Source organism: Phaeovulum molybdatiresistens, from assembly GCF_023544865.1.
Lineage (GTDB): Bacteria > Pseudomonadota > Alphaproteobacteria > Rhodobacterales > Rhodobacteraceae > Pontitalea.
The window spans coordinates 43,881-67,923 of the sequence record NZ_JAMJFX010000018.1 but is presented as its reverse complement, the minus strand read 5'-3'; the positions used below and the strand labels follow the sequence as shown (position 1 = coordinate 67,923).

At 63.7% G+C, this 24,043-nt stretch carries 24 protein-coding genes; 11 read left to right on the top strand and 13 right to left on the bottom strand.

Annotated elements, in window-relative coordinates:
• Positions 1 to 92 precede the first annotated feature (92 nt).
• Positions 93 to 836 carry a bifunctional 2-polyprenyl-6-hydroxyphenol methylase/3-demethylubiquinol 3-O-methyltransferase UbiG gene (gene ubiG / locus MXB90_RS12710; RefSeq protein ID WP_250045489.1) on the bottom strand — a complete coding sequence of 248 codons (744 nt, stop codon included), beginning with the start codon at positions 834 to 836 and terminating at the stop codon, positions 93 to 95.
• A gap of 67 nt (positions 837 to 903) precedes the next feature.
• Between ubiG and pip the strand changes: the two genes are divergently transcribed.
• The 5 genes from pip to infB all read left to right on the top strand — a co-directional run bounded on the left by pip (position 904) and on the right by infB (position 7,399).
• Entirely contained in the window at positions 904 to 1,875 is a 972-nt protein-coding gene (gene pip, locus MXB90_RS12705) for a prolyl aminopeptidase (protein WP_250045487.1), read from the top strand.
• Positions 1,876 to 2,014: 139 nt separating this feature from the next.
• Positions 2,015 to 2,608: a ribosome maturation factor RimP gene (gene rimP, locus MXB90_RS12700; RefSeq protein ID WP_250045485.1), complete on the top strand. Its 594-nt coding sequence runs from the start codon at positions 2,015 to 2,017 to the stop codon at positions 2,606 to 2,608.
• Between the two features lie 5 nt (positions 2,609 to 2,613).
• Entirely contained in the window at positions 2,614 to 4,227 is a 1,614-nt protein-coding gene (gene nusA, locus MXB90_RS12695) for a transcription termination factor NusA (RefSeq protein WP_250045483.1), read from the top strand.
• Between the two features lie 14 nt (positions 4,228 to 4,241).
• Entirely contained in the window at positions 4,242 to 4,871 is a 630-nt protein-coding gene (locus tag MXB90_RS12690) for an RNA-binding protein (protein ID WP_250045481.1), read from the top strand.
• The gene (infB, locus tag MXB90_RS12685; RefSeq protein WP_250045479.1) at positions 4,868 to 7,399 is read left to right on the top strand and encodes a translation initiation factor IF-2; all 2,532 of its coding nucleotides are present in this window, start codon (positions 4,868 to 4,870) and stop codon (positions 7,397 to 7,399) included. The genes MXB90_RS12690 and infB overlap by 4 nt, the downstream gene beginning before the upstream one ends.
• Positions 7,400 to 7,448: 49 nt before the next feature.
• Here infB and MXB90_RS12680 read toward each other — a convergent pair whose 3' ends face one another.
• The 4 genes from MXB90_RS12680 to MXB90_RS12665 all read right to left on the bottom strand — a co-directional run bounded on the left by MXB90_RS12680 (position 7,449) and on the right by MXB90_RS12665 (position 10,292).
• Positions 7,449 to 7,586 carry a hypothetical protein gene (locus MXB90_RS12680; RefSeq protein ID WP_250045477.1) on the bottom strand — a complete coding sequence of 46 codons (138 nt, stop codon included), beginning with the start codon at positions 7,584 to 7,586 and terminating at the stop codon, positions 7,449 to 7,451.
• 70 nt (positions 7,587 to 7,656) lie between these two features.
• Positions 7,657 to 8,055, bottom strand: coding sequence for an 8-oxo-dGTP diphosphatase MutT (mutT, locus tag MXB90_RS12675; protein WP_250045476.1), 399 nt, complete (start codon positions 8,053 to 8,055; stop codon positions 7,657 to 7,659).
• Positions 8,052 to 9,428, bottom strand: coding sequence for a bifunctional glutamate N-acetyltransferase/amino-acid acetyltransferase ArgJ (gene argJ / locus MXB90_RS12670; protein ID WP_250045474.1), 1,377 nt, complete (start codon positions 9,426 to 9,428; stop codon positions 8,052 to 8,054). The genes mutT and argJ overlap by 4 nt, the downstream gene beginning before the upstream one ends.
• An 18-nt stretch (positions 9,429 to 9,446) precedes the next feature.
• The gene (locus MXB90_RS12665) at positions 9,447 to 10,292 is read right to left on the bottom strand and encodes a peptidylprolyl isomerase (protein ID WP_250045469.1); all 846 of its coding nucleotides are present in this window, start codon (positions 10,290 to 10,292) and stop codon (positions 9,447 to 9,449) included.
• A gap of 186 nt (positions 10,293 to 10,478) precedes the next feature.
• Between MXB90_RS12665 and secA the strand changes: the two genes are divergently transcribed.
• A complete protein-coding gene (secA, locus tag MXB90_RS12660; protein ID WP_250045468.1) occupies positions 10,479 to 13,139 on the top strand; it encodes a preprotein translocase subunit SecA in 2,661 nt (886 codons plus the stop codon).
• 52 nt (positions 13,140 to 13,191) lie between these two features.
• Entirely contained in the window at positions 13,192 to 13,707 is a 516-nt protein-coding gene (locus tag MXB90_RS12655) for a hypothetical protein (RefSeq protein ID WP_250045467.1), read from the top strand.
• On the opposite strand, the gene radC is transcribed toward MXB90_RS12655, so the two are convergent.
• The 3 genes from radC to dnaK all read right to left on the bottom strand — a co-directional run bounded on the left by radC (position 13,698) and on the right by dnaK (position 17,831).
• Positions 13,698 to 14,465 carry a RadC family protein gene (radC, locus tag MXB90_RS12650; RefSeq protein ID WP_250045466.1) on the bottom strand — a complete coding sequence of 256 codons (768 nt, stop codon included), beginning with the start codon at positions 14,463 to 14,465 and terminating at the stop codon, positions 13,698 to 13,700. The two genes, MXB90_RS12655 and radC, sit on opposite strands and share 10 nt — an antisense overlap.
• Before the next feature lie 79 nt (positions 14,466 to 14,544).
• Positions 14,545 to 15,690 (bottom strand): molecular chaperone DnaJ, encoded by a 1,146-nt coding sequence (gene dnaJ, locus MXB90_RS12645; RefSeq protein WP_250045465.1) that lies wholly within the window; start codon positions 15,688 to 15,690, stop codon positions 14,545 to 14,547.
• 62 nt (positions 15,691 to 15,752) lie between these two features.
• Positions 15,753 to 17,831, bottom strand: coding sequence for a molecular chaperone DnaK (gene dnaK, locus MXB90_RS12640; RefSeq protein WP_284040826.1), 2,079 nt, complete (start codon positions 17,829 to 17,831; stop codon positions 15,753 to 15,755).
• A gap of 9 nt (positions 17,832 to 17,840) precedes the next feature.
• On the opposite strand from dnaK, the gene MXB90_RS12635 reads away from it, so the two are divergent.
• Entirely contained in the window at positions 17,841 to 18,476 is a 636-nt protein-coding gene (locus tag MXB90_RS12635; RefSeq protein ID WP_250045463.1) for an alpha-ketoglutarate-dependent dioxygenase AlkB family protein, read from the top strand.
• A 5-nt stretch (positions 18,477 to 18,481) separates the two neighbouring features.
• Here MXB90_RS12635 and MXB90_RS12630 read toward each other — a convergent pair whose 3' ends face one another.
• The 4 genes from MXB90_RS12630 to MXB90_RS12615 are packed head-to-tail and all read right to left on the bottom strand — an operon-like array spanning position 18,482 to position 20,807.
• Positions 18,482 to 18,922, bottom strand: a complete 441-nt coding sequence (locus MXB90_RS12630; RefSeq protein ID WP_250045462.1) for a MarR family winged helix-turn-helix transcriptional regulator — start codon at positions 18,920 to 18,922, stop codon at positions 18,482 to 18,484.
• Positions 18,919 to 19,749, bottom strand: a complete 831-nt coding sequence (locus tag MXB90_RS12625; RefSeq protein WP_250045460.1) for a carbon-nitrogen hydrolase family protein — start codon at positions 19,747 to 19,749, stop codon at positions 18,919 to 18,921. Before MXB90_RS12625 ends, MXB90_RS12630 begins: the two co-directional genes overlap by 4 nt.
• A gap of 3 nt (positions 19,750 to 19,752) precedes the next feature.
• A complete protein-coding gene (gene grxC / locus MXB90_RS12620) occupies positions 19,753 to 20,010 on the bottom strand; it encodes a glutaredoxin 3 (RefSeq protein WP_250045458.1) in 258 nt (85 codons plus the stop codon).
• Between the two features lie 35 nt (positions 20,011 to 20,045).
• A complete protein-coding gene (locus tag MXB90_RS12615) occupies positions 20,046 to 20,807 on the bottom strand; it encodes a ComF family protein (protein ID WP_462982304.1) in 762 nt (253 codons plus the stop codon).
• Here MXB90_RS12615 and MXB90_RS12610 point away from each other — a divergent pair.
• From MXB90_RS12610 to MXB90_RS12600, 3 genes are all read left to right on the top strand, one after another.
• Positions 20,806 to 21,642, top strand: coding sequence for a methyltransferase domain-containing protein (locus MXB90_RS12610; RefSeq protein ID WP_250045456.1), 837 nt, complete (start codon positions 20,806 to 20,808; stop codon positions 21,640 to 21,642). The genes MXB90_RS12615 and MXB90_RS12610 overlap by 2 nt on opposite strands.
• Before the next feature lie 109 nt (positions 21,643 to 21,751).
• Positions 21,752 to 22,819, top strand: a complete 1,068-nt coding sequence (gene hemH / locus MXB90_RS12605; protein ID WP_250045455.1) for a ferrochelatase — start codon at positions 21,752 to 21,754, stop codon at positions 22,817 to 22,819.
• 193 nt (positions 22,820 to 23,012) lie between these two features.
• Positions 23,013 to 23,300, top strand: coding sequence for a hypothetical protein (locus tag MXB90_RS12600; protein WP_250045453.1), 288 nt, complete (start codon positions 23,013 to 23,015; stop codon positions 23,298 to 23,300).
• Between the two features lie 63 nt (positions 23,301 to 23,363).
• Here MXB90_RS12600 and MXB90_RS12595 read toward each other — a convergent pair whose 3' ends face one another.
• Positions 23,364 to 23,969 (bottom strand): L,D-transpeptidase, encoded by a 606-nt coding sequence (locus tag MXB90_RS12595; RefSeq protein ID WP_250045451.1) that lies wholly within the window; start codon positions 23,967 to 23,969, stop codon positions 23,364 to 23,366.
• Positions 23,970 to 24,043: the final 74 nt, after the last annotated feature.

The following is a 24,043-nucleotide window of genomic DNA, read 5'->3' as shown; positions in this document are numbered from 1 at the left end:
GAATTCAAGGTTACCGCCGGTGCCTGTGGTCCGCCCGCAGGCGCAGCCTTGCCCCGCCGTATCCCGGCGGGGTCTTTTCATGTTTGGCCGGGTTATCGCTTGACGCTGGCGGTGACGTAATTCACCGACAAATCCCGGTCCGACAGCGACCAGCGCCAGGCGATCGGGTTGAAGACCATGCCCTTGCGATCCACCGGGTCCAGGCCCGCGGTGCGGATCAGCGTGTAAAGTTCGTCCGGCGTGATGAATTTCGACCAATCATGCGTGCCCTTGGGCAGCCAGCGCATCACATGTTCGGCGCCCACGATCGCCATCAGCCAGCTTTTCGGATTACGGTTCAGGGTGGAACAGATCATCAGCCCGCCCGGCTTCAGAAGTTCTTGGCAGGTGGTGATGAAACCCTGCGGGTCGGCGACGTGTTCGACCACCTCCATGTTCAGCACCACATCGAACCGCTCGCCCGCCGCCGCCATCGCCTCGGCGGTGGTGTGGCGATAGTCGATGTCCAGGCCCGATTGTTCGGCATGTAGCCGCGCCACCGGAATGTTGCGTTCGGCGGCATCGGCGCCCACCACCGTCGCGCCCAGCCGCGCCATCGGTTCCGACAACAGGCCACCACCGCAGCCGATATCCAGCAGACGCAGCCCATCAAACGGGCGCGGGGATTTCAGGTCACGACCGAATTCCGCGGCGATCTGGCCGGTGATGTAATCCAGTCGGCAGGGGTTCAGCATGTGCAGCGGCTTGAACTTGCCATTCGGGTCCCACCATTCGGCGGCCATCGCCTCAAATTTCGCCACCTCGGCAGGATCGACGGTATTCGTCGCGCTTTGCATCGCAAACCTCGCTTCTTGCTGCGCGCAACCCGTGGCGGGCTACGTTTTTGCGATATATAGTCCGGTCATGGACAGAACCGCAGGGCAAAAGCGCACATCGGGCGCCTTTCTTTACCCGCCGATCGAACCCTTCGATCAGCGCATGGTGGATGTCGGCGACGGTCACCGCCTTTATGTCGAGCAATCGGGCCATCCGCAGGGCAAGCCAGTGGTGGTTCTGCATGGCGGGCCGGGGGGTGGGTGCAGCCCGCAGATGCGGCGGTTCTTTGATCCCGCGCATTACCGGGTGATTCTGTTCGACCAGCGCGGCTGTGGTCTGTCGCGGCCCCATGCCTGCGTGCAGGCCAATACCACCTGGCATCTGGTGGCTGATATTGAACGCATTCGCGGCCTTCTGGGCATCCCGTCCTGGACGGTGTTCGGCGGCAGTTGGGGCGCGACACTGGCGCTGGTCTATGCGCAGACCCATCCCGACCGGGTCGATCATCTGGTGCTGCGCGGCGTCTTTCTGGCGACCAAGGCGGAACTTGACTGGTTCTATGGCGGTGGCGCGGGCGGGTTCTATCCCGATCTGTGGGCAAATTTCCGACGTCCCATCCCCGAGGATGAGCAAGGCGATCTGATCGAAGCCTATCACAAGCGCCTGTTTTCCGGCGATTACGCGACCGAGGCGCGCTTTGGCCGGCATTGGGCGCATTGGGAAAACGCGCTGGCCAGCGTCGACACCGATGGCCCCCCGGGCGAGGCGCCGCCCGATTATGCCCGCGCCTTTGCCCGGCTGGAAAACCATTACTTCAAACACCACGCCTTCCTTGAGGAGGATGGGCAGATCCTGCGCGACCGGCCGCGAATCGAGCATATTCCGGCCACCATCGTTCAGGGCAGACTGGACATGATCTGCCCGCCGGTATCCGCCTGGCGGCTGACGCAGGGCTGGACGCGGGCCGATCTGCGGATGGTGCCGGCGGCGGGGCATGCGCTGTCCGAACCCGGCATTACCGCCGCGCTTGTGGCCACCATGGACCGGCTGCGCGGCTGAACGCGCAACAGGCTTGCGCGACCGCCGCCTTTGGCCTATATGCAAATCCAACAGCGGCGCTGCGGGGTCCAAACCCGAAGCCCACCGGGAAAGTGCAACGGGCCGCGCGGCCCGTTTTTTGTTTTTGAGGATCGGAACCATGACCGACCTGATCGCCAAGACTGCCATCGACCGGCGCCTTGCGGAAATCGTCACCCCCGTGATCGAGGGGATGGGCTTTGAACTGGTGCGCATCCGCCTGATGGGCGGCAAGACGGCGACGCTTCAGATCATGGCGGACCGCCCCGAGGGTGGGATCGTCGTGGACGAATGCGCCCGCATCTCGACCGCCGTTTCGGCGGTGCTGGATGTCGAAGATCCGATCGAAGAAAATTACAATCTTGAAGTTTCTTCCCCCGGGATCGACCGGCCGCTGACCCGGCTGAAAGATTTCGACATGTGGGAAGGTTATGAGGCCCGCATCGAAACCGCCGAACAGATCGACGGGCGCAAGCGCTTCAAGGGCATCCTGCGCGGCACCGAGGGCAATGAGGTGCTGATCGAGATCGAGAATGCCGGCGAAATGGTCGTGATCGGCCTGCAATTCGACTGGCTGTCCGATGCGAAACTTGTGCTGACCGACGAATTGATCACCGAGATGCTGCGCCAGAAGAAGGCCGCCGGCGTCATCGACGAAGACATGTTCGACGAGATCGAAACCGAAACGGATACCCCCGACCCCGAGGAGGCTTGAGACCCATGGCAATCACCTCTGCCAACCAGCTGGAACTGTTGCAGACGGCCGAGGCTGTCGCGCGCGAGAAGATGATTGACCCGGATCTGGTGATCCAGGCGATGGAAGACAGCCTCGCCCGCGCCGCAAAGTCGCGCTACGGGTCCGAGATGGATATCCGCGTCAAGATCGACCGCAAGACCGGCCGGGCCACCTTTACCCGCGTGCGCACCGTGGTCGCCGAGGACGAGCTGGAAAATTACCAGGCGCAGGTGACCGCGGAACAGGCCCGCCAATACCTGGCCAATCCCCAGATCGGCGATGAGATCGTGGATGAGGTGCCGCCCGTCGATCTGGGTCGGATCGCCGCGCAATCGGCCAAGCAGGTGATCTTGCAAAAGGTCCGCGAGGCCGAGCGCGACCGTCAGTACGAAGAATTCAAGGACCGCAAGGGCACGATCATCAACGGTGTCGTCAAGCGCGAGGAATACGGTAACATCATCGTCGATATCGGCCGTGGCGAGGCGATCCTGCGCCGCAACGAAAAGATCGGCCGCGAAAGCTATCGCCCGAACGACCGCATCCGCGCCTATATCAAGGATGTCCGGCGCGAGGCGCGCGGGCCCCAGGTTTTCCTGTCGCGCACCGATCCGCAGTTCATGGCGGAACTGTTCAAGATGGAAGTGCCCGAAATCTATGACGGCATCATTGAAATCAAGGCCGTGGCACGCGATCCGGGCAGCCGCGCCAAGATCGCCGTGATCAGCCGCGACAATTCCATCGACCCGGTTGGCGCCTGCGTCGGGATGCGCGGCAGCCGCGTGCAGGCCGTTGTCGGTGAATTGCAGGGCGAAAAGATCGACATCATTCCGTGGAACGAAGATCAGGCAACCTTCCTTGTGAACGCGCTGCAGCCGGCCGAGGTATCCAAGGTCGTGATCGACGAAGAAGCCGGCAAGATCGAGGTGGTGGTGCCCGATGAGCAGCTGTCGCTGGCCATCGGCCGCCGCGGCCAGAACGTGCGCCTGGCCAGCCAGCTGACCGGTCTGGATATCGACATCCTGACCGAAGCCGAGGAAAGCCAGCGTCGTCAGGCCGAATTCGCCGAACGCACCAAGCTGTTCGTCGATGCGCTGGATCTGGACGAATTCTTTGCCCAGCTTCTGGTCGCCGAAGGCTTTACCAGCCTTGAAGAGGTCGCCTATGTCGATCTGGATGAACTGCTGTCGATCGAAGGCGTGGACGAAGGCACCGCCGAAGAACTGCAGGCCCGCGCCCGCGACTTCATCGAGGAACAGAACCGCAAGGCGCTGGAAGCTGCCCGCGAACTGGGCGTGGAACAGTCGCTGTTCGACTTTGAAGGCCTGACCCCGCAGATGATCGAGGCGCTGGCGAAAGACGGCATCAAGACGCTGGAAGATTTCGCCACCTGCGCCGACTGGGAACTGGCTGGCGGCTGGACCACGGTGGATGGCGCGCGGGTCAAGGATGATGGCATCCTTGAAAAGTTCGACATGAGCCTGGAAGAGGCGCAGCAGCTGATCATGACCGCCCGCATCCAGCTTGGCTGGGTCGATCCGACGGAACTGGAAGCCGAGGCCGAGGACGAGGCCGGCGAAGATGAGGAGGCCGAGGCCTGAGCCTCGGGTAAAGCATGACCCGTGGGGGCCGCGACAAGGACAGGACAGAGCCGGAACGGCGCTGCATCGTCACGGGTGACGTGCAGCCCAAGGCCGGGCTTGTGCGCTTTGTCGTCGGGCCCGACGGCGCGATCTATCCCGACCTGGCGGAAAAGCTGCCGGGTCGGGGCATCTGGGTCACGGCCGATCGCGACCTGATCGCCCGTGCCGCCACCAAGGGCCTTTTCGCCCGCGCCGCCCGCGCCCCTGTCACCGTGCCGGAAAATCTGGTGGACATGGTGGAACAGGGTCTTGCGCATCGCGTGGTCGAACTTATCTCTCTGGTGCGCAAATCGGGCCGGGCGGTGGTCGGGTTCGAAAAGGTGAAGAGCTGGCTGGCCGAAGGCAGGGCCAAGGTTCTTCTGCAGGCCTCGGACGGGTCTGAACGGGGCAAGGGCAAGCTTTGGACCCCGGAAGGTGGCCGATGGTTCGGCTGCCTGACTTCTGCGGAATTGGGTTTGGCTTTTGGCCGCGACCATGCCATACACGGCGCGCTTGCGGCTGGCGGACTCACCCCACGTGTTATAAGCGAAGCGGCAAGGCTTGCGGGATTGCGCAGGCAGGACGGCGGCCAGACCGCCGGGAAGGATACGAAGACGGCATGAGCGATACTGACGGCAAAAAACCCCTGGGTCTTGGCGGCGCGCGTCCCGGTCAGGTGAAGCAAAGCTTCTCCCACGGCCGCACGAAAAGCGTGGTGGTCGAAACCAAGCGCAAGAAGGTGGTGGTGCCCAAGCCGGGCGGCGCCCCCGCGAAGGGTGCCGGTTCTTCCAATCCGGCCCTGGGCGATCCGTCGAAACGCCCGGCGGGCATTTCCGATGCGGAAATGGAGCGTCGCCTGAAGGCGCTGCAGGCAGCCAAGATCCGTGAGGTTGAGGAAGCCGCGCAGCGCGAGGCCGAGGAAAAGGCCCGTGAGGAAGAGCGCGAGCGTCGTCGCGCCGAGATTGAAGCCAAAGAGCGTGAGGATCGCGAACGCGAGGAAGCCCTGCGCCTGAAGGCCGAGGAAGATGAGCGCAAGGCCCGTGAGGCCGAGCTGCGCGCCCAGAAGAAGGAAGAGGTCCGCAAGGCCCCGGCCAAGGCCGAGGCCCCCGCAGATCCGGCCGCAGCCGAGGCCGCCGCGACCCGCGCCGCGACCAAGGGCGTTGCAGCCGTCGGCCCGCGCAAGACCGACCGCGACCGCGACGATCGCGCCGCCGATCGTGATTCGCGCAGCAAGGCCAAGGGTGACGAAGGTCGCCGCACCGGCAGGCTGAGCCTGTCGGATGCGCTGCAAGGTGGCGAAGGCGGGCGGCAACGCTCGCTCGCCGCGATGAAGCGCAAGCAGGAAAAGGCGCGCCAGAAGGCGATGGGCTTTGGCCAGAAGGCCGAAAAGATGGTCCGCGACGTGCAGTTGCCGGAAACCATCGTGGTGTCCGAACTTGCCAACCGCATGGCCGAACGCGTTGCCGATGTTATCAAATCGCTCATGAAGATGGGCATGATGGTGACCGCGAACCAGACCATCGATGCCGACACGGCGGAACTTGTGATCGAGGAATTCGGCCACAAGGCGGTGCGCGTGTCCGATTCCGACGTGGAACAGGTGATCGACACGGTTCAGGACCGCGATGAAGACCTGCAGTCGCGCCCGCCGATCATCACGATCATGGGCCACGTTGACCACGGCAAGACCTCGCTTCTGGATGCGATCCGCAACGCCAACGTCGTTTCGGGCGAAGCGGGCGGGATCACCCAGCACATCGGCGCCTATCAGGTGACGACCGAATCGGGGGCGGTGCTGACCTTCCTCGACACGCCCGGTCACGCCGCCTTCACCTCGATGCGGGCCCGTGGCGCGCAGGTGACGGATATCGTCGTGCTGGTGGTGGCTGCCGATGACGCGGTGATGCCGCAGACGATTGAGGCGATCAACCACGCCAAGGCCGCCGGTGTTCCGATGATCGTGGCGATCAACAAATGCGACAAGCCCTCCGCGAACCCGCAGAAGGTGCGCACCGATCTGCTGCAGCACGAAGTCGTCGTCGAGGCGATGTCGGGCGACGTGCAGGACGTCGAGGTTTCGGCCAAGACCGGCAAGGGGCTGGATCAACTGCTGGAAGCCATCGCGCTTCAGGCGGAAATCCTGGAACTTCGCGCCAACCCGAACCGCGCCGCGCAGGGTGCCGTGATCGAAGCCAAGCTGGACGTGGGTCGCGGCCCGGTTGCCACCGTTCTGGTGCAGCACGGCACGCTGAAGCGCGGCGACATCTTCGTTGTCGGCGAACAGTGGGGCAAGGTGCGTGCGCTGGTCAATGACAAGGGCGAACGCGTTGACGAAGCGGGCCCCTCGGTCCCGGTCGAGGTGCTGGGCCTGAACGGCACGCCCGAAGCCGGCGACGTTCTGAACGTCGTGGAAACCGAAGCCCAGGCGCGGGAAATTGCCGACTATCGCGAACAGGCCGCCAAGGACAAGCGCGCCGCCGCAGGCGCCGCTCGCACGCTGGAACAGCTGATGGCGAAGGCCAAGGCCGATGAAAGCGTGGCGGAACTGCCGGTGGTGGTGAAGGCCGACGTGCAGGGCTCTGCCGAGGCGATCACGCAGGCGCTGGAAAAGGTCGGCAACGAAGAGGTGCGCGTGCGCGTGCTGCATTCGGGCGTGGGTGCGATCACGGAATCCGATATCGGCCTTGCCGAAGCCTCGGGCGCGCCTGTGATCGGATTCAACGTGCGGGCCAATGCACCGGCACGGGCCAGCGCCAACCAGAAGGGCGTTGAAATCCGCTATTATTCGATCATTTACGATCTGGTCGATGACATCAAGGCGGCGGCCTCGGGCCTGCTGAAGGCCGAAGTGCGCGAAAACTTTATCGGTTACGCGCAGATCAAAGAGGTCTTCAAGGTCTCGGGCGTCGGCAAGGTGGCGGGTTGCCTTGTCACCGAAGGTGTGGCGCGCCGTTCCGCCGGCGTGCGCCTGCTGCGCGACAACGTGGTGGTCCACGAAGGAACGCTCAAGACGCTCAAGCGCTTCAAGGATGAGGTCAAGGAAGTGCAATCCGGCCAGGAATGTGGGATGGCCTTTGAAAATTACGATGACATCCGTCCCAACGATGTGATCGAGATTTTCGAGCGCGAAGAGATCGAACGCACGCTGTAAGGAAAACGGGGGGCGATACCCCCGGCTATAGACCCCGAAACGCCGCCGCTCAGGCGGCGTTTTTCGTTACCGGAACCCCTGTAAATCGGGCCTCGCCAACCCGGACCACGGCCTTGCCGTCATCGCGCAGCGTTTCCAGCATGCCCTGAATGAAGATGTAGTTTCCAATGGTGATTGTGCAAAACATGGTATCCCCCTGTTGTTCTGGCAACAGGGATAGCGCCCGAATCTTAACGGAAACCGAACGGTGTCGGCGATCAAAGCCAGTCGCGCAGGATCGGGATCAGCGGTTCATCGGCGGGCGGCATCGGATAGCGGCGCAGGTCCGCCGCCCGGACCCAGGCCAGTTGCTGCCCCTCGCGCGGCTGAACGATGCCCTGCCATTTGCGGCAGGCAAACAGGGGCATCAACAGATGGAAATCGGGATAGCTGTGGCTGGCGAATGTCAGGGGCGCCAAGCATGAGGCCCAGGTGTCGATCCCCAGTTCCTCATGCAATTCGCGGATCAACGCCGCCTCCGGCGTCTCGCCGGGTTCGACTTTGCCGCCGGGGAATTCCCACAGCCCGGCCATCGACTTGCCCGCGGGGCGCTGTGCCAGAAGAATGCGGCCGTCGGCATCAATCAGCGCGACGGCCGAAACAAGGATGGTCTTCACGAACGATAATCCGCGTTGATGTCGATGTAGCGGTGCGTCAGATCGCAGGTCCAGACGGATTTCGCCGCCTTGCCAAGACCCAGATCCACCCCGATCACAAGCTCTTGCCGCTTCATATAGGCCGAGGCGGCAGCCTCGTCATATTCAGGCACGCGCCAGCCCTTTTCGGCCAGGACCATGTCTCCAAAGCTGATCTTCAGCCGGTCGCGGTCGGCCTTGGCGCCCGATTTGCCCACGGCCGCCACGACGCGGCCCCAATTTGCATCCTCGCCCGCGATGGCGGTCTTGACCAGCGGCGAATTGGCGATGGACATGGCGACGCGATGGGCATCGGCGGCATCGGCGGCGCCGGTCACGCGGACTTCGACGAATTTCGTCGCACCCTCGCCATCCTTCACCACCTGATGGGCCAGATCCATCATCACGGCGCGCAGGGCGGCTTCGAAATCGCGGGCGGGCTTGGACCGCATGTCCTTGATTTCCGCTGCCGCGCTGCGCCCGGTCGCCGCGACGATCAGTGCATCCGAGGTCGAGGTGTCGCTGTCCACGGTGATGGCGTTGAACGTATCATCCACCTGGCGCGAAACGATTTTCTGCAGGTTCGCGGCCGAGATCTTCGCATCGGTGAAAATATAGACCAGCATCGTTGCCATGTCGGGCGCGATCATGCCCGATCCTTTGGCAATGCCGGCGATGCGGATCACGCCGCCGTCGCCCTGCACCTCGGCGCCGGCGCCCTTGGGGAAGGTGTCGGTCGTCATGATGGCGCGCGCGGCAAGTTCAATCGCCGCGCCATCCAGCGCCTGCGCCAGATCGGGCACCTTGGCGGTGATCCGGTCATACGGCAGTGGCTCGCCGATGACGCCGGTGGACGATGAAAAGACGCGACTGGCGGGCAGGCCAAGTTCCGCCGCGACCGCGCCGGTGACGGCATCGACGGCCTCTTGCCCGGCGGCGCCGGTAAAGGCGTTGGCATTGCCCGAATTCACGATGATCGCGGCGCCCGCATTCGCGGGAACCTTCATTTTCAGCTTTGCCTGACAGTCAAGAACACAGGCCGCGCGGGTCGAAGACCGCGTGAAGGCACCGGCGACAACCGTTCCCGGCGCAAGGCGGGCAAGCATCACATCGGTGCGGCCCGCATAGCGCACGCCCGCCGCGATCGCGGCAAAGTCCACGCCATCGACCGGCGGCAGGGCGGGGAAGGCCGCAGGGGCCAGCGGCGAAATGGGGTTGGCGGCCTTAGCCTTGTGCGCGGCCTCGGCCACCGCCTCGACCGTGGCTTCAAGGCCATGCTCGATCTGCCCCTTCAGCAGCTTCACCTTGGCCTTCAGCTTTTCGACCTTGGCCTTGAGTTCTTTCCGTTTCGCCATAGCGCCCGCCCCTTTGGATCAATCGCCCAGTATCGTGCTGTCCTTGAGGACCGCCGGATCGACACCCTCGACATTGCGTTCCACCTTGGCTTGATCGACAGCTTCTGTCACGCGGCTTTCAACGGCATTCTGGCGCAAATCGCCTTCCAGTTCCATCCGGACATCCTCGATCGTCGGCGCCTCGGCCAGGCGCGTTTCGATCAGCTTCACGACATGCCAGCCGTATTCGGTCTGCACGGGGCCCGCGATGTCGCCAGGCTGCATGGCGGCCACGGCATCGCCGAAGGGCTTGACCATCACGTCCAGCCCGAACCAGCCCAAATCGCCCCCGTTCGCCGCGGCGCCATCGGTGGATTTTTCGCGCGCGAGCGTGGCAAAATCGGCGCCGTCCTCAATCTCGGCCTTGATCGCGGCGGCCTCTTCCTCGGTTGCGACGATGATATGGGCGGCATTGTATTCGCGCGACGGTTCAGCATCGGCGAAGCGGGTGTTGTAGGCGTCCTTGATGCTTTCTTCGGTGACCGCCGCGGTGGCGGTGCGGTCAAGCACGGCACCGGCCAGGTAGGCACGGCGATCCACCTCCATCGCGATTTCGTCGCGCTTGGTCAGATCGACGGCACCAATCTCGGCCAGGGCGGTCTGCTGGATCAGCTGGTCCAGGATGCCGTTGAACAGGATGTCATCGGGCAGCTGCTGATATTCCGCGGGCAGGCTGTCGCGCACGGCGATCATGTGGCCCAGGGTGATTTCCGTTCCGTTGACCGTGGCCATCACACTGTCTGCGGTCAGCCCTTCGGCCACCGCCCCCTGTGCCAGGGTCAGCGACAGCGCGGTTGCGCCAAGGAATCGGGTCACAAGGGACATATTAAGCCTCTCCATCCGGGCCGCGGGCCGCCGCGGCGTTGACACTCTGACGGGTGGCGCTTACATCGCCTAGGGTCCTGTGAAGGCCGCTCCGCCCTTTTATTCGCTTGCCGTTCTAGGCTTGCGCGAGGACGCGGGCAAGGCCACGCGTCACACGATTTGGTCAAGCGAACCCGCGGAGAAAAAATGCTCGGGCTAGGAACACTCGCGAAGAAGGTCTTTGGCACGCCGAATGACCGCAAGGTGAAATCGGTCCGCCCGATCGTGGCGAAGATCAACGCGCTGGAGCCCGAGTTCGAAAAGCTCAGCGATGCGGGGCTGAAGGAAAAGACGGCCGAACTGAAGGCGCGGGTCGAAAAGGGTGAAAGCCTGGATGCGCTGTTGCCTGAAGCCTTCGCCAATTGCCGTGAGGCCGCCAAGCGCGCCCTGGGCCTGCGGGCCTTTGATGTGCAGCTGAAAGCCGGCATCTTTCTGCATCAGGGCAATATCGCCGAGATGAAAACCGGCGAGGGCAAGACCCTGATGGCGACCTTCCCGGTCTATCTGAACGCGCTGACCGGGCGCGGGGTGCATGTCGTCACCGTGAACGACTATCTGGCCCGGCGCGATGCGGAATGGATGGGCAAGGTCTATGGCGCGCTGGGGCTGACCACCGGCGTTGTGGTGCCGTTCCAGTCCGATGCGGAAAAGCGTACCGCCTATGCCGCCGACGTGACCTATGCCACGAACAATGAACTGGGCTTTGACTATCTGCGCGACAACATGCGCAGCCGGGTCGAGGACATGATGCAGCGCGACCATTATTTCGCCATCGTCGATGAGGTTGACTCGATCCTGATCGATGAGGCGCGCACCCCGCTGATCATCTCGGGCCCGTCGCAGGACCGTTCGGACCTGTACAAGACGCTGGACCGCTTTATCCCCGAAATCCAGCCCGAGCATTTCAAGCTGGATGAAAAGGCGCGCAACGCGACCTATTCGGAAGAAGGCAACGAGTTCCTGGAAAAGCGGCTGCAGGAAGCGGGCATCCTGCCCCCCGGCCAGTCGCTGTATGACCCGGAAAGCACGACTATCGTGCACCATGTCACCCAGGCGCTGCGGGCGCACAAGCTGTTCCACAAGGATCAGAACTACATCGTGCGTGATGGCGAGGTGGTGCTGATCGACGAATTCAGCGGCCGGATGATGCCGGGCCGGCGCCTGTCTGACGGGCTTCACCAGGCGATCGAGGCGAAAGAGGGCGTGACGATTCAGCCCGAAAACGTGACGCTGGCCAGTGTGACCTTCCAGAACTACTTCCGCCTGTATGAAAAGCTGGCCGGCATGACCGGCACCGCCGCGACCGAGGCCGAGGAATTCATGGAAATCTACAAGCTGGGTGTGGTTGAGGTGCCGACCAACCGCCCCATCCAGCGTAAGGACGAACATGACCGCGTCTATCGCACCCAGCGCGAAAAATACGCCGCCGTGATCGAGGCGATCAAGGAATCGCATGCCAAGGGCCAACCGATCCTGGTTGGGACCACCTCGATCGAGAAATCCGAAATGCTGTCGGGCCTGCTGCAAAAGGAAGGCATCGCGCATAACGTCCTGAACGCTCGCCAGCACGAACAGGAAGCCAGGATCGTGGCCGAAGCTGGTCGCCTCGGCGCGGTGACGATCGCCACCAACATGGCAGGCCGCGGCACCGACATCCAGCTGGGCGGCAATGTCGAGATGAAGGTTCTTGAAGAGCTTGCCGCCAACCCCGAAGCGCATCCCGATGAGATCCGCGCCCGGATCGAGGCGGAACATGCCGCCGAAAAGGCCAAGGTGCTGGAGGCGGGCGGCCTGTTCGTTCTGGCGACAGAACGCCATGAATCGCGGCGCATCGACAACCAGCTGCGTGGCCGTTCCGGCCGGCAGGGCGATCCGGGCCGGTCGCTGTTCTTCCTGTCGCTGGAAGACGATCTGATGCGGATCTTCGGCTCGGACAAATTGGATGCGGTGCTGTCGAAACTTGGCATGAAGGAAGGCGAGGCGATCGTTCACCCTTGGGTGAACAAGTCGCTGGAACGCGCGCAGGCCAAGGTTGAGGGCCGCAACTTCGACATCCGCAAGCAACTGCTGAAATTCGACGACGTGATGAACGACCAGCGCAAGGCCATCTTCGGTCAGCGCCGCGAGATCATGGAAGCCCAGGATATTGAAGAAATCGCCCGCGACATGCGCCATCAGGTCATCGACGATCTGGTTGATGAATACATGCCGCCGAAATCCTATGCCGATCAATGGGATGTCGAAGGCCTGCGCAAGGCCGCGACCGAGGCGCTGAACCTTGATCTGCCGATCGCCGATTGGGCAGGTGAAGAAGGCGTGGACCAGGACGGTATCCGCGAACGTCTGGAAGCCGCAGTCGACGAGTATATGGCGCAAAAGGCCGAGGCTTTCGGGGCCGAGAATATGCGATCGATCGAAAAGCAGCTTTTGTTGCAGACGATCGACACCAAGTGGCGTGAACATCTGGTGACGCTGGAACATCTGCGTTCGGTCGTGGGGTTCCGTGGCTATGCGCAGCGTGACCCGCTGTCAGAATACAAGACCGAGGCGTTCCAGCTGTTTGAAACCATGCTGGACAGCCTGCGCGCCGATGTGACCAAGCGGCTGGGCCAGATTCGCCCGCTGACCGCCGAGGAACAGGCCGAGATGCTGCGCCAGATGGCCCCGGCCGCGGGTGCGGCCAATCCCAATGCCCGCCCCGGTTTTGATGAAAACGACCCCGCCACCTGGGGCGATCCGGCGCGCAATGATCCCTGCCCCTGCGGCTCGGGCGAAAAGTTCAAGCATTGCCACGGGCGACTCGCCTGATTGGGGCGAAATCGGGCAAAGACGGGGCGGCCTTGGCCGCCCTTTCCATATCTTGCTGGCCCGCGCGAAGCCCGCGCAAGATCTGCGGTACTCCAAGGTTATCAAATGGTTAACTCCGCCATGTCAGAGCCACGCCATCGCCGCATTTGTTACCTACGACTCGGGTCATGACTGCTGCGCCTTGGGGGGCATCATGTGGATGAAGCACCGGATTGTTACGATTGTCACGACCCTGGCTTTGGCTGGCGGTGTTGGCCATCTGATGCAACATGCCGAAGTCATCGGTGATCGGATCGCATATGTGCTGCAGGCCGCTGACGCATCCGAAAATGCTGCGACAAGTCTCGGCATCCGCAACGTGACCCCGGTGATGGCGACGATTTCCGCGCCCCGGCCGGGTGCCGCGCTGAAACCGCTGGCGGCGGGGATGCAACTGCCCGATCTGCCCGTTCGCGGCATTCCCACTGATCAGGATGTGCCGATCCCGCCCCGGGACGCCCGCGCAGGCCTTGCCTTTGGCGGGGCGGGCCCCGCGCCAATCGGCCCTGAGGCCCGTGGTCAAAGGTAGGCGCTGGCGCGAAAGCTCAGTTCACGGCTTTTGCCGATGATCAGATGGTCGTGAAGAACGATACCAAGGACGGTCGCCGCGTCCTGAATCTGGGCGGTCATGGTGATGTCCGCCTCTGACGGGGTCGGATCGCCCGACGGATGATTGTGCACAAGGATCAGCGCCGAGGCGTTCAGTTCCAAAGCTCGCTTGACCACCTCACGCGGATAGACCGGCACATGGTCGACTGTGCCGCGGGCCTGTTCCTCATCCGCGATCAGAACGTTCTTGCGGTCCAGATAAAGCACACGAAACTGTTCCGTTTCACGATGCGCCATTGCGGTATGGCAGTAATCCAGCAGTGCATCCCAAGATGACAAGACCGCCCGGTTCATGACACGCGCCCGCGCCATGCGATGCGCCGCCGCCTCGACGATCTTCAGTTCCTGTATCACCGCCTCGCCAACGCCCGGAACCTTTTCCAGGCGCGCCAGTGGGGCGGACAGAACGCGGTTGAAATCGCCGAATGTATGCAACAGTCGGTGCGCCAACGGTTTCACATCTTGCCGTGGAATGGCGCGGAACAGGATCAGTTCCAGAAGTTCATAATCGGGCATGGCCGCAGCGCCGCCCTGCATGAACCGACTGCGCAGGCGCTTGCGATGATCCTGGATGTAGGAGGGCAGGCGATCCCCGCGCAGGGGTATAGCGATGGCCTCATCGGCATCGCCGAAAAGCGGAAGGGGGGCTTCGTAAAAGGTGTTCGGATGCTGGCTCATGTCGCCAGCTTCGCCGATTCGCCGTGAAAAAACGGTTAATTCGCCTTGGCCGCGTGAGAAGGGCGCCCGCAGGCCCCCCTCAGCCTTTCATCCCATCCCAGAAGGTCTTGACCTTCTTGAAGAACGACGCCCCCTCGGGGTTGTTCTCGGCCTCGATCTTCTCGAATTCGCGCAGCAGTTCCTTTTGGCGCGCCGTCAGATTGACCGGCGTTTCGACCGCCAGTTCGATCACCATGTCGCCGATGCCACCGCCGCGCAGCGCCGGCATGCCCTTTCCGCGCAGCCGCATCTGGCGCCCCGACTGGCTGCCTGCCGGGATTTTCACCCGGCTGCGGCCGCCGTCAATCGTCGGCACCTCGACCTCGCCGCCAAGCGCTGCGGAGGCGATCGACACGGGCACGCGGCAGAACAACGTCACCCCGTCGCGCTGGAAAATCGCGTGGTCGCGCACCTCGATGAAGATGTACAGATCGCCCGAGGGCCCCCCGCGCAGACCTGCCTCGCCCTCACCGGCGAGGCGAATACGGGTGCCGGTTTCCACCCCCGCAGGGATGTTGACGGCAAGCGTCCGTTCCTTCTCGATCCGGCCGGAACCGTGGCAGGCGCGGCAGGGATTTTTGACCACCTGGCCCTGGCCGCCACAGGTCGGGCAGGTCCGTTCGACCGTGAAAAACCCGTTCTGCGCGCGGACCTTGCCCATGCCGGAACAGGTTGGGCAGGTCACGGGTTCGACCCCGCCTTCGGCACCGGTGCCGTTGCAGGCGGTGCAGCCGGCGGATCCTGGCACGGTGATCTGCTTTTGCGCGCCGGCAAAAGCCTCTTCCAGCGTCACGCGCATGTTGTAGCGCAGGTCCGATCCGCGGGTGGCGCGCGAACGCCCGCCGCCCTGGCCGCGGCCCCCCATGAAATCGCCGAACAGATCCTCGAACACATCGGAAAAGGCGCTGGCGAAATCGCCTTGGCCATAGCCACCGCCGCGCGGACCGCCACCCATGCCACCTTCGAACGCGCCGTGACCGAACCGGTCATAGGCCGCCTTCTTGTCGGCATCCTTCAGCACGTCATAGGCTTCGTTCACTTCCTTGAACTGGGCCTCGGCGTCGGGATTGTCCTTGTTGCGGTCGGGGTGAAGTTCCTTCGCCTTCGTGCGATAGGCCTTCTTGATCTCATCTGCCGAGGCCCCGCGGGCCACGCCCAGAACCTCGTAGAAATCGCGTTTTGCCATTCATGCACCCCCTGGGGGAACGTGGAACGGGCCCGATCGGGCCCGCTCTGCAGTTCCGGCGCTTATTTGCGCTTGTCTTCGCCCATATCCTCGAAGTCGGCGTCGACGATGTCATCGTCCACGTCGCGCGGACCATCTTCATCGGCGGGGCCGGCCTCGGCCTGCTGCGCCTTGTAGATCGCCTCGCCCAGCTTCATCGCGGCATCGGTCAGGTTCTGGATGCCGCCCTTGATCTTGCCGGCATCGTCGGACTTGAGCGTTTCTTCCAGCGCATTGGCGGCCAGCTCGATCGCCTCGACGGTCGAGCCGTCGACCTTGTCGCCATGTTCTTCCAGCGACTTGCGGGTCGAATGCAGCAGGCTTTCGGCCTGGTTCTTGGCTTCGACCAGTTCCTTGCGCTTCTTGTCGGCTTCGGCATTGGCCTCGGCGTCGCGGACCATCTTGTCGATCTCGTCGTCGGACAGACCGCCCGAAGCCTGGATCGTGATGTTCTGCGATTTGCCGGTGCCCTTGTCCTTGGCGCTGACCGACACGATGCCGTTGGCGTCGATGTCGAAGGTCACTTCAATCTGCGGCATGCCGCGCGGTGCGGGCGGAATGTCTTCCAGGTTGAACATGCCCAGCAGCTTGTTGTCGGCCGCCATTTCGCGCTCGCCCTGGAACACGCGGATCGTCACGGCGTTCTGGTTGTCTTCGGCGGTCGAGAAGATCTGCGACTTCTTGGTCGGGATCGTGGTGTTGCGGTCGATCAGGCGGGTGAACACGCCGCCCAGCGTTTCGATGCCAAGGCTCAGCGGCGTCACGTCCAGAAGCACGACATCTTTCACGTCGCCTTGCAGCACGCCGGCCTGAATGGCCGCGCCAAGCGCCACGACCTCATCGGGGTTAACGCCCTTGTGGGGTTCCTTGCCGAAGAAGTTGGTCACTTCTTCCACGACCTTGGGCATGCGGGTCATGCCGCCGACCAGAACGACCTCATCAATGTCGCCCTTGGACAGGCCCGCGTCCTTCAGCGCCGCGGCGCAGGGCTTCAGCGAGGCCTTGATCAGGTCGCCCACCAGGCTTTCCAGCTTGGCGCGGGTCAGTTTCATGACCATGTGCAGCGGCGTGCCGGACTTCATGTCCATCGAGATGAACGGCTGGTTGATTTCCGTCTGCTGGCTGGACGACAGTTCGATCTTGGCCTTTTCAGCCGCCTCTTTCAGGCGCTGCAGGGCCATCTTGTCCTTGGTCAGGTCGACGCCATGTTCCTTTTTGAACTCCTCGGCGAGGTAGTTCACGATGCGCATGTCAAAGTCTTCGCCGCCCAGGAACGTGTCGCCGTTGGTCGATTTCACCTCGAACAGGCCGTCGTCGATTTCCAGGATGGTGATGTCGAAGGTGCCGCCGCCAAGGTCATAGACCGCGATGGTCTTGGTTTCCTTCTTGTCGAGGCCATAGGCAAGCGCGGCCGCCGTCGGTTCGTTGATGATCCGCAGCACTTCCAGCCCGGCGATCTTGCCGGCGTCCTTGGTGGCCTGACGCTGGGCGTCGTTGAAATAGGCGGGAACGGTGATGACCGCCTGGGTCACCTCTTCGCCCAGATAGGATTCCGCGGTTTCCTTCATCTTCTGAAGGATCACGGCCGAGACCTGCGCGGGGGAATATTTCTCACCCCGAACTTCGACCCATGCGTCGCCGTTGCCACCATCAACGATGTTGTAGGGAACCAGCTTGCGGTCCTTTTCAACCTCGGCATCGGTGACGCGGCGGCCGATCAGCCGCTTGACGGCAAAGATCGTGTTGGCGGGGTTGGTGACGGCCTGACGCTTGGCGGGCTGGCCCACAAGGCGTTCGCTGTCGGTAAAGGCGACGATGGAGGGCGTCGTGCGCGCCCCTTCGGAATTCTCGATCACGCGGGGCTGCGACCCGTCCATGATGGCGACGCAGCTGTTGGTGGTCCCGAGGTCGATCCCGATGACTTTGGCCATGATTTGCACCTCTTGTTGCGGCGATGTAGCGGGGTTCGGGTCCGATAAGGCCCCCGGCCCCAATCCCTGGGTTTCACGTATCTGCCGGATCCCGACCCTGTCGGAACCCGGCGTCCCGGCGTATATAAGGAGGGGCCATGGACCCTGCAAGCACCCGCGCCAAAGGAACATCGCAAGAAAATGACGGATTTTCCAGAACCCGCCGAAAGCCGCCCCGATCCGGTTGAAATCCGCGGATTTCTGCATTTTCCCGGTTGGCTTGATCTGCAAGAGCAACGCGAGATGGTGGCGGATCTGCGCGCAGTGGCGGCCACGGCGCCGCTGTTTTCGCCGATGACGCCCTATGGCCGCCCCATGAGCGTGCGGATGACCTCGGCGGGGCGTTTCGGCTGGGTGTCAGATCGGCGCGGCTATCGCTATAGCGAAACCCATCCCGAAGGGCTGCCCTGGCCCGCCATCCCGCACAGCATCCTGTCGGTCTGGCGCACGGTGTCCGGTTCGGCCCGGATGCCGGAATGCTGTCTTGTGAATTTTTATGACGACCATGCCCGGATGGGAATGCACCAGGACCGGGATGAGGCGGATTTCACCCAGCCGGTCGTGTCCATTTCACTGGGCGATGATGCGCTGTTCCGCATCGGCAATGAAACCCGGGGCGGGCGGACGCAAAGCCTGTGGCTGCGGTCGGGCGATGTGCTGGTGATGGGCGGGGCCGCGCGGCTGCTTTATCACGGGGTTGATCGCATCGCGCCGGGTAGCTCGACCCTGTTGCCCAATGGCGGGCGGATCAATCTGACGCTGCGGGTGGTGACCTGACCGGGCTAGCCGTCCTCCAGCCGGATGCGCAATTCGCGCAGCACGGGCAGGGCAGCGCGTACCTTGTCGGCGCCGATGTCGCGCACGATGTCCGAGATGACCGGCATGAAGGCGGCCAGCGCCGCATCGCGCGCGGCGCGCCCCGCGGGGCTGATGGCGACGAACTTGCGCCGGGCATCGTCCCAATCGGGCCGGATGTGGACATGGCCGGCCCAGACCAGCTTGGACAATGTGTTCGTCATGGCGCCGCGCGTCACATGGAAGGTCGCGGCAAGCTGGGCGGGGGTGCGTTCCTCGTTGATGTGGGCCAGATGATTAAGCACCGAGAAATGCGAAATCTCCATCCCCTTGGGCAAAACCCGGCTGATGCGGTTGCGCGCCAGCTGATCGGCCATGAAGACCTCGGAAAACAGCGTTGCCGCAAGCGGATCGACAGCTTCGGTCATGGGCCGTCAAAGTCCCGGTCATGCGTGATCGAGGGCACGCGACCGCGCGCCTGATCGACGCGCGCCATGTCCAGATCAACCAGGGTGATGCCCGGCGCATCGCCGCCATCGGCCAGAACCTCGCCCCAGGGGGCAACGGCCAGGCTGTGGCCATGGGTGCGCCGCGCGCGTCCGGCATGGGCGGCATGGGTGCCGCATTGCGCCGGGGCCAGCACGAAGCAGCCGTTTTCAATCGCACGGGCGCGCAGCAGGCTTTCCCAATGCGCAGCCCCGGTGGTGTCATTGAACGCCGCAGGCACCGTCAGGATCTGCGCGCCCGCCTTGGCAAGGCGGCGATACAAATGCGGGAAACGCAGGTCATAGCAGATGCTAAGCCCGATCGTGGCGAAGGGGGTCTGCGCCACGACCGCCCGCGCGCCGGGCCGGTAGCCCTCGGATTCGCGGTATCTTTCCGTTGCAGACACATCCACGTCAAACATGTGGATCTTGTCATAGCGCGCCGCAATCGCCCCATCGGGCGCGATCAGGAACGACCGGTTCGCAAAGCGCCCGTCCGCGTCGCCCGATTTCAGGCCAAGCGATCCGATCAGCAGCCAGATCCCCAGCCCCGCCGCCTCGGCCCGCAGGGCGGCAAGTGTCGGATCGGTGGCTTCGTCATGCAGAACGGCCCTTTGATGCGCCCGGTCCGATGACAGCAGATTGGTGCATTCCGGTGTCAGCACGAACCCCGCCCCCTGCGCCGCGGCCTGACGCACAAGGCCGACCGTCACCGGCAGGTTCGCCACCGGATCATCGGAAACCGACAGCTGGATCAGGGCCGCGCGCATCCGTCAGCCCGCCAGAAGCTGGTCAAGCTTGCCGGCGTGGTCCAGCGCATGCAGATCGTCACATCCCCCCACATGCTGCCCGCCGATGAAAATCTGCGGGACGGTCCGGCGGCCATTGGCGCGCTGCATCATCGCTGCGCGCAGCGCGGGATCGGCGCCGACGTCGGTTTCCTCAAACGTAACGCCCTTTTTCGTCAGCAGCGCCTTGGCGGCGATGCAATAGGGGCAGGTGCGGGTGGTATAGATCTCGACGCGTTTCATGCAACATCCCTTCAGTCGGCAAAGACTATAGGGATTTAGGCATCCTTCGCAACGCGCGCCAGTGAAAGAACCGATACGTTTGCGGCCCCTGCGGCCAGACAGGCCCTGGTCGCGGCGGTGAATGTCGCGCAGGATGTCATCACGTCATCCACCAGCAGCACATGCCGCCCTTGCACCAGGTCGGTGCGCCGGGGCGCCACGCGGATCGAACCATCCAGATTGGCAAAGCGTTCGGCGCGGCTGCGATGATCCTGGCTTGGGGTGGCGCGGATGCGCTGCAAAAGGTCGGGACAATGGTCCACCCCCGCCCGCGTCGCCAGCTTGGCCGAAAGCAGGGCAGATTGATTGTAGCGCCGTTTCAGCAGGCGCAACCGGTGCAGCGGGATTGGCGCGATCAGCATGCCGGGTTCCAGGATCGGCCCCGCCGCCCGATGCAGCCAGCCCGCCATCGGCGGCACAAGGTCAAGCCGGTCGCCATGCTTCAACGCCAGAACCAGCCGCCGTGCGGTCCCATCATAGGCCAGCGCCGCACGGCCCCGGCCCCAGGGACGCGGAAGGGTCAGGCAGTCGTCGCAGCGGTCGTCCCCCGTGCCTTCGCCCGGCAGGGGGGCGCCACATTGATCGCAGCACAGGCCCGTCAGAAAGGGCGTCTCGCGCCAGCAGGGGCCGCAGAGGCCGAAATCATCCCCCACCGCCTCGCTGCAGGCAATGCAGCGCGGCGGAAATACCAGATGCAACGCGCGCGTCATCGCCGCTGGCATCCCGGCGCGAAGCGCCTTAATCTTCGCCCCCATCATGACCACACCGCCCCTTCTGACCGATCGCCCCGCCCTTGACCGCAACCGCGCCCGCGCGCGACGCAGCGGACCCGCGCTGTTCCTTCACGACGATGCCGCCGCCGAGCTTGAGGAAAGGCTGAACGAGGTTAACAGAACGTTTACGGCACCGGCTGTCGTGACGGCTTTTCCCGATCCGTGGCGCGAAATCCTGCCTGCGGCCCGGATCGTGGCGGATGATGAGCTGCTGGATCTGGAACCGGGCGCGCATGATCTTGTGGTGCATGCGCTGGCGCTGCATTGGGCCAATGACCCGGTCGGCCAGATCGTGCAGGCGGCCCGCGCCTTGCGGCCCGACGGGCTGTTCATCGCGGTGATGTTTGGTGGCCAGACACTGGCAGAACTGCGCGCCGCGCTGGCCGAGGCCGAGGTGGCCGTGACGGGCGGTCTGTCGCCCCGTGTCCTGCCGATGGGCGAAATCCGCGATCTGGGCGCGCTGCTGCAACGTGCGGGCCTGGCTTTGCCGGTGGCGGACAGCGTGTTGCGCCGTGTCAGCTATGCCGATCCGTTCCGCCTTCTGGCCGATCTGCGCGCCATGGGTGAGGCCAATGCCCTGACCGGCCGGCGTCGGACCTTTACCCCCCGCGCGGTCTTTGCCCAGGCCGCCAGCCGCTATGCCGCGGCCTATGCCGAACCCGGTGGCCGTGTCCGCGCCAGCTTTGACATGGTCTGGCTGACCGGGTGGAAGCCCCATGCAAGCCAGCAAAAGCCGCTGCGCCCCGGATCGGCGGCGGCGCGCCTGGCCGATGCGCTGGGCGCGGCCGAGCAATCCGCCGGCGACAAGGCCGGGCAGTGACGCGGCAAACCGAACCATAAGGCCGCATTGACGCCCCCGCAAAACGCTTTAAGTCGGGCTCAAATCAAAGGCCCATGCCAAAAGCCGAAGACAGCACAGGACGACAGTGATGACCAAGGAATTGATCCACCCCGGCCACGGCCGCCTTGCCCATGCCCCCGCCGATCACCCGCCGGTGCCGCGCAAGAAGATCGGGGTGCTGCTGGCCAATCTGGGCACGCCGGACAATTACGACTATTGGTCGATGCGCCGCTATCTGAACGAATTCCTGTCGGACAAGCGCGTGATCGATTATCCGCGCTACCTGTGGCAGCCGCTGCTGCAGCTGGTGATCCTGACGAAACGCCCCTTCACCTCGGGCGCGAACTACAAGTCGATCTGGAATCATGAGGCGAACGAAAGCCCGCTGATGACGATCACCAAGGCGCAGACCGCCAAGATCGCCGCCGCCGCGCAGGCCGCCTGGGGCGATGAGGTGATCGTTGATTTCTGCATGCGCTACGGCAACCCCTCGACCAAATCGGTGGTGGACCGGCTGGTGGAACAGGGCTGTGAAAAGATCCTGTTCTTCCCGCTTTATCCGCAATACGCCGGCCCCACCTCGGCCACGGCGAATGATCAGTTCTTCCGTGCGCTGATGGATATCAAGCGCCAACCCGCTGTGCGGATCGCGCCGGAATATGTCGACCGGCCCAGCTATATCGACGCGCTGGCAAAGTCGGTCGAGCGGTTCTATCCGACGCCCGACCAAAAGCCCGACGTTCTGGTCGCCTCTTATCACGGCATGCCCAAGCGCTACCTGATGGAAGGCGACCCCTACCACTGCCAATGCGCGAAAACGACCCGCCTGCTGCGCGAACGGCTGGGCTGGGCCAAGGACGACATCCACACCACCTTCCAGTCGGTCTTTGGCCGCGAGGAATGGCTGCGCCCCTACACGGTCGAACACGTGGCCGAGCTGGCCAAACAGGGCAAGAAAAACATCGCGGTGATCTCGCCGGCCTTCTCGGCCGACTGCATCGAGACGCTGGAGGAGATCAACGGCGAAATCCGCGAGGCCTTTGAACATGCGGGCGGCGAAAGTTTCACCTACATCCCCTGCCTGAACGATGACGACGCCCATATCACCGCCCTGATGGAGGTGATCTCGGAAAACCTGATGGGCTGGATCAAGTAAATCCCGGCCCGGCCTGACCCATGAGCCCCGCGGATACAATTCCGCGGGGTTTTTCATGCGCGGCCTGCGGCATCTTGTCCGTTGCCGGCGATGTTAAGCAGGTGTTCACATTTCTGGCGCACCCAAGAGGCGACCAGCGGGCCATGATCCTGTGGCGCGGCCAGCTGGTGATCCAGAGCAGAAAGGATTTATCATGCAGAAAACCATTTCCTTGATGGCAATTGCCGCCGCCCTGACGCTGGGCGGTGTGGCCAATGCCGCGCATAACAACCCCTGGGCCGATGCCGATGACGTCGTGATGGCCAAGAAACACGACTCGCGGCAGGAAAAAAGCGCCAACACCCCCGGCGAAGACGAGATGAAGGGCGACATGCGCCGCGATGCCGACGACAAGGCCGCGGGTCGCCGTGATGGCGACGGCGGCGCGGGGCGAAACGATGGCTCGGGTGCGCAGTCCGGCGGCAAGGGCGGCAAGCGTTAAGCTACCCATGAAAAACCCCGGTCGCGGTTCGCGGCCGGGGTCATATTTTTCGGTCTGGCCGGATCAGATGATCAAAACCTGCGTGCCGACCTTGGACAGGTTGAACAGTTCGGCGATGTGTTCGTTGTAAAGGCCGATGCAGCCGTTCGACGATTTGCGCCCGATCTTGCGCGTGTCATGCGTGCCGTGGATGCGGTAATATTGCCACGACAGATGCAACGCATGGGTGCCCAGCGGGTTGTCGGGCCCGGGCGGCACATAATCGGGCCATTCGGGATTGCGTTGTTTCATCGCCGGGGTCGGCGCCCAGCTGGGCCCTTCGACCTTGCGGATCACCTCGGTCCGGCCACGGCGGGTCAGGTCTTCGGACACCGGGATCGAGCTGGGGTAAAGCTTGTAGACCGTTTGATCGTCGGACCAGAAATGCAGCGCACGCGAGGTGATGTCGACCAGGATCGCACCATTGCGGGTGTCGTTGAAATACGGCCGCCAATCCATCGCGCGGAAGCTGGAAATGTTGCGCCGCATGTTGGTGTTCGCCGTTTCCTCGAAGGTCTGCGCACCGGCATCCAGCGTCTGCGCAACGCCCGGCATCGCCAGACCGGCGCCGAACAGCGCGGCGGTGCCGAGAAAGGCCCTGCGGTTGAGCGTCTTGCGCACGTCAGTCATCTTGTCCACTCCATCGTCACCGGACGTTTGCCGGATTTTGCGCTTTAAATATGGCTTGTGTGCCGCAGGTGCAA

What these genes read in the sequence shown, in the direction of transcription:
- ubiG (WP_250045489.1), bottom strand. Translation starts at nt 836, where the DNA reads ATGCAAAGCGCGACGAATACCGTCGATCCTGCCGAGGTGGCGAAATTT.
- pip (WP_250045487.1), top strand. Translation starts at nt 904, where the DNA reads ATGGACAGAACCGCAGGGCAAAAGCGCACATCGGGCGCCTTTCTTTAC.
- rimP (WP_250045485.1), top strand. Translation starts at nt 2,015, where the DNA reads ATGACCGACCTGATCGCCAAGACTGCCATCGACCGGCGCCTTGCGGAA.
- nusA (WP_250045483.1), top strand. Translation starts at nt 2,614, where the DNA reads ATGGCAATCACCTCTGCCAACCAGCTGGAACTGTTGCAGACGGCCGAG.
- MXB90_RS12690 (WP_250045481.1), top strand. Translation starts at nt 4,242, where the DNA reads ATGACCCGTGGGGGCCGCGACAAGGACAGGACAGAGCCGGAACGGCGC.
- infB (WP_250045479.1), top strand. Translation starts at nt 4,868, where the DNA reads ATGAGCGATACTGACGGCAAAAAACCCCTGGGTCTTGGCGGCGCGCGT.
- MXB90_RS12680 (WP_250045477.1), bottom strand. Translation starts at nt 7,586, where the DNA reads ATGTTTTGCACAATCACCATTGGAAACTACATCTTCATTCAGGGCATG.
- argJ (WP_250045474.1), bottom strand. Translation starts at nt 9,428, where the DNA reads ATGGCGAAACGGAAAGAACTCAAGGCCAAGGTCGAAAAGCTGAAGGCC.
- MXB90_RS12665 (WP_250045469.1), bottom strand. Translation starts at nt 10,292, where the DNA reads ATGTCCCTTGTGACCCGATTCCTTGGCGCAACCGCGCTGTCGCTGACC.
- secA (WP_250045468.1), top strand. Translation starts at nt 10,479, where the DNA reads ATGCTCGGGCTAGGAACACTCGCGAAGAAGGTCTTTGGCACGCCGAAT.
- radC (WP_250045466.1), bottom strand. Translation starts at nt 14,465, where the DNA reads ATGAGCCAGCATCCGAACACCTTTTACGAAGCCCCCCTTCCGCTTTTC.
- dnaJ (WP_250045465.1), bottom strand. Translation starts at nt 15,690, where the DNA reads ATGGCAAAACGCGATTTCTACGAGGTTCTGGGCGTGGCCCGCGGGGCC.
- dnaK (WP_284040826.1), bottom strand. Translation starts at nt 17,831, where the DNA reads ATGTTCCTTTGGCGCGGGTGCTTGCAGGGTCCATGGCCCCTCCTTATA.
- MXB90_RS12635 (WP_250045463.1), top strand. Translation starts at nt 17,841, where the DNA reads ATGACGGATTTTCCAGAACCCGCCGAAAGCCGCCCCGATCCGGTTGAA.
- MXB90_RS12630 (WP_250045462.1), bottom strand. Translation starts at nt 18,922, where the DNA reads ATGACCGAAGCTGTCGATCCGCTTGCGGCAACGCTGTTTTCCGAGGTC.
- MXB90_RS12625 (WP_250045460.1), bottom strand. Translation starts at nt 19,749, where the DNA reads ATGCGCGCGGCCCTGATCCAGCTGTCGGTTTCCGATGATCCGGTGGCG.
- grxC (WP_250045458.1), bottom strand. Translation starts at nt 20,010, where the DNA reads ATGAAACGCGTCGAGATCTATACCACCCGCACCTGCCCCTATTGCATC.
- MXB90_RS12610 (WP_250045456.1), top strand. Translation starts at nt 20,806, where the DNA reads ATGACCACACCGCCCCTTCTGACCGATCGCCCCGCCCTTGACCGCAAC.
- MXB90_RS12615 (WP_462982304.1), bottom strand. Translation starts at nt 20,807, where the DNA reads ATGATGGGGGCGAAGATTAAGGCGCTTCGCGCCGGGATGCCAGCGGCG.
- hemH (WP_250045455.1), top strand. Translation starts at nt 21,752, where the DNA reads ATGACCAAGGAATTGATCCACCCCGGCCACGGCCGCCTTGCCCATGCC.
- MXB90_RS12600 (WP_250045453.1), top strand. Translation starts at nt 23,013, where the DNA reads ATGCAGAAAACCATTTCCTTGATGGCAATTGCCGCCGCCCTGACGCTG.
- MXB90_RS12595 (WP_250045451.1), bottom strand. Translation starts at nt 23,969, where the DNA reads ATGACTGACGTGCGCAAGACGCTCAACCGCAGGGCCTTTCTCGGCACC.